The organism is Leisingera sp. ANG-M1 (genome assembly GCF_000813745.1).
Taxonomy (GTDB): domain Bacteria; phylum Pseudomonadota; class Alphaproteobacteria; order Rhodobacterales; family Rhodobacteraceae; genus Leisingera.
This window is the reverse complement of sequence record NZ_JWLC01000053.1, coordinates 1-2029: the sequence shown is the minus strand read 5'-3', so window position 1 is coordinate 2029 and position 2029 is coordinate 1. Positions and strand designations below refer to the sequence as shown.

General features: G+C 64.6%; 2 protein-coding genes and 1 pseudogene. All 3 read left to right on the top strand.

Annotated features, from left to right (window positions below; genetic code table 11):
- Window positions 1–1377, top strand: a 1377-nt coding sequence (locus tag RA19_RS25205; RefSeq protein WP_039168610.1) for a formate--tetrahydrofolate ligase, incomplete at its 5' end; no start/stop codon positions are given.
- 194 nt (window positions 1378–1571) lie between these two features.
- Window positions 1572–1877, top strand: a complete 306-nt coding sequence (locus RA19_RS25200; RefSeq protein ID WP_039168607.1) for a chorismate mutase — start codon at window positions 1572–1574, stop codon at window positions 1875–1877.
- Window positions 1878–1914: 37 nt separating this feature from the next.
- Window positions 1915–2029: pseudogene (locus RA19_RS26785) on the top strand (bifunctional methylenetetrahydrofolate dehydrogenase/methenyltetrahydrofolate cyclohydrolase); the annotation flags it as partial.

The window sequence follows — 2029 nt, the reverse complement described above, 5'->3', positions numbered from 1 at the left end:
GGCCCGAACTTCGGCATGAAGGGCGGCGCAGCAGGCGGCGGCTATGCACAGGTCGTGCCGATGGAGGAGATGAACCTCCACTTCACCGGCGACTTCCACGCCATCACCTCGGCCCACTCGCTGCTCAGCGCGATGATCGACAACCACATCTACTGGGGCAACGAAGCCGAGATCGACGTGCGCCGCGTTGCATGGCGCCGCGTGGTCGACATGAACGACCGGGCGCTGCGCACCATCACCGCGTCTCTGGGCGGCGTGTCCAACGGCTTCCCGCGCGAAGCGGGCTTTGACATCACCGTGGCCTCCGAGGTCATGGCGATCCTCTGCCTGGCCAATGACCTGCAGGACCTGGAAAAGCGCCTGGGCGACATCATCGTGGCCTACCGCCGCGACAAGACCCCGGTCTACTGCCGCGACATCAAGGCAGAGGGCGCGATGACCGTTCTGCTGAAAGACGCGATGCAGCCGAACCTGGTGCAGACCCTGGAAAACAACCCGGCCTTCGTGCACGGCGGCCCGTTCGCCAACATCGCGCACGGCTGCAACTCGGTGATCGCCACCAAGACCGCGCTGAAAGTGGCCGACTATGTGGTCACCGAAGCAGGCTTCGGTGCTGACCTGGGTGCCGAGAAGTTCATGAACATCAAATGCCGCAAGGCAGGCATCGCACCCTCCGCAGTGGTGCTGGTGGCCACCGTGCGCGCAATGAAGATGAACGGCGGCGTTGCCAAGGCGGATCTCGGCGCCGAGAACGTCGACGCAGTGAACTCGGGCTGTGCCAACCTCGGCCGCCACATCGAGAACGTCAAATCCTTCGGCGTGCCGGTTGTGGTTGCGATCAACCACTTCGTGACCGACACCGATGCCGAAGTGCAGGCGGTCAAGGACTACTGCGCCAACCACGGTGTCGAAGCGGTTCTGTCGCGCCACTGGGAGCTGGGCTCGGAAGGCTCCGCGCCGCTGGCCGAGAAAGTTGTCGAGATCGTCGATGCCGGCACCGCCAACTTCGCGCCGATTTACCCGGACGACATGCCGCTGTTCGAGAAGATCGAAACCATCGCCAAGCGCATCTACCGCGCCGACGAGGTGCTGGCGGACAACAAGATCCGCAACCAGCTGAAAGAGTGGGAAGACGCGGGCTACGGCAACCTGCCGGTCTGCATGGCGAAAACCCAGTACTCCTTCTCGACCGATCCGTCCCTGCGCGGCGCGCCGACCGGCCACTCGGTGCCGGTGCGTGAGGTCCGCCTGTCTGCGGGCGCTGGCTTCATCGTTGCGGTCTGCGGCGAGATCATGACCATGCCGGGCCTGCCGCGCAAACCGGCGGCGGAAACCATCCGCCTGAACGAGGACGGCCAGATCGAAGGCTTGTTCTAAGACGCAAAATGCGCTTTCTGCGGCCCGGGGGCATCCCCGGGCCGCAAGAGTTTCAAGCGCAATCCGAAGTCTGAGGCACCGCCACTGGTCCGAGGGGACGAAGACGGGAACCGGTTTTCGGGTAAATTGCGCGACCACTAAGAATGGTCAGAGCCTCAAGTGGCCCAATGCAATGCAAGCCGAGGCTCTGACACATGACTGAACTGACACCGCCGCAGGACTGCCAGTCGATGGCAGAGGTGCGGGCCCAGATCGACCGGATGGACCGGGAGCTGGTGCGGATGCTGGCGCAGCGCGCGGGCTATATCGACCGGGCGACGGCGCTGAAGCAGCTCAACGGCTGGCCGGCGCGGATCCCGGCACGGGTCGAGGAAGTGGTCATGAATGCCCGCGCCGCCGCGGAAGGAGAGGGGCTGGACCCCGATCTGATCGAAGACTTGTGGCGGCAGCTGGTGGACTGGTCGATTGCCCGCGAGGCGCGGGTCATTCGCGAGGAATAGGCAGGCTTCCGGCCTGCGGCAAAAAGGAAGAGATCAAATGGCAGCAACTCTGATTGACGGCAAGGCCTTTGCGGCCAAGGTGCGCGGCCAGGTGGCCGAGCATGTGGCGCGGCTGAAGGAAGAAAACGGCATCACCCCCGGCCTGGCGGTGG